The following is a 1,202-nucleotide window of genomic DNA, read 5'->3' on the forward strand; positions in this document are numbered from 1 at the left end:
CTGACCCCAGCTCTGGAGGACGACGTCATGTTCTACTGCGGACTGGACGTATCTCTGAAGCAGACTGCTCTGTGCGTTGTGGATGGTGGCGGACGGGTAGTTCGAGAAGCCAAGCTGACCACCGATCCAGAGGTGATCAGCCGCTTCCTCCGCGAGAATGACCTCTGCTGTGAGCGCGTTGGCGTAGAGGCCGGAGGGACCTCCTCATGGTTGTGCGTGGAGCTTCGCCGGTTGGGCCAGCCCGCGATCTGCATCGATGCGAAGCATGCGGCCGCCGCCTTGCAGGCGGGGTTCAGGAACAAGAACGACCGCAACGACGCACGCGGCATCGCCGAGCTGATGCGGGTGAACACCTTTCGCGAGGTCTGGATCAAGTCGCGGGAGAGCCAGTACCGGGGCATGCTGCTGACCGCTCGCGGCACGCTTCATGGTCAGCGGGTTGCGCTCGAGAACACGATCCGTGGCCTGTTGCGGCTGGAAGGGATCCACTTTCCGACGCGCGGAAGCCGTTTTGCCGAGGACGTCCTTGAGCGGATCGAGGGCTCCGATGCCTTGCTTCCCATCATCCAGCCCCTGCTGGAGGCGCGCGCCACGATCATGCGGCAAATCCGCGTCTTCGATCGCCAGATCATCGCGGCGGCTCAGCAGGATCCTGTCTGTCGCCTGCTGATGACGATCCCGGGCGTGGGCGCACACACCGCGATCTCGTTCAAGGCCTGCGTCGACGACCCTGCACGCTTCCGGCGCTCGAGGACAGTCGGCGCGCATTTCGGCCTCACACCGCGGCAGTACAGTTCAGGCGAGATCAATGTCAGTGGCCGGATCAGCAAAATGGGTGACCGTGGCATGCGGCGGCTGCTCTACGTGGCCGCAAACGCGATGATGACCCGCGGCCGCTGGTCGGCCCTGAAGGCCTGGGCCATGCGGCTGGCCAAGACGCGAGGCGCACGGCGCGCCAAGGTCGCCCTGGCGCGCCGCCTGGCTGCGACGATGCACGCGATGTGGCGGTCGGGCGAGCCCTTCCGCTGGACGGAGCGGGCCGAGGCCGCCTAAGCGGCGGCCCGGCTGCCCTGCCACGCCGTGGCGGGTCCCGCGAGGGACGGGCTGGTTCGAGAGCGCAGGTACGTTTGGTCCCACCTCGGTGAGAGACCGCCGATGAGATCGCTCCGGACCGCCTGACCGACCCCATCCTGTGCCGGCCG

At 66.9% G+C, this 1,202-nt stretch carries 1 protein-coding gene; it reads left to right on the forward strand.

What is annotated here, in order from left to right; all coding sequences use genetic code 11:
• A partial coding sequence (locus tag Q7A36_RS39990; RefSeq protein WP_305109356.1) for an IS110 family RNA-guided transposase occupies positions 1–1,053 on the forward strand: 1,053 nt, incomplete at its 5' end.
• Positions 1,054–1,202: the final 149 nt, after the last annotated feature.

This window comes from Paracraurococcus lichenis (assembly GCF_030657435.1).
Taxonomy (GTDB): Bacteria; Pseudomonadota; Alphaproteobacteria; order Acetobacterales; family Acetobacteraceae; genus Paracraurococcus; species Paracraurococcus lichenis.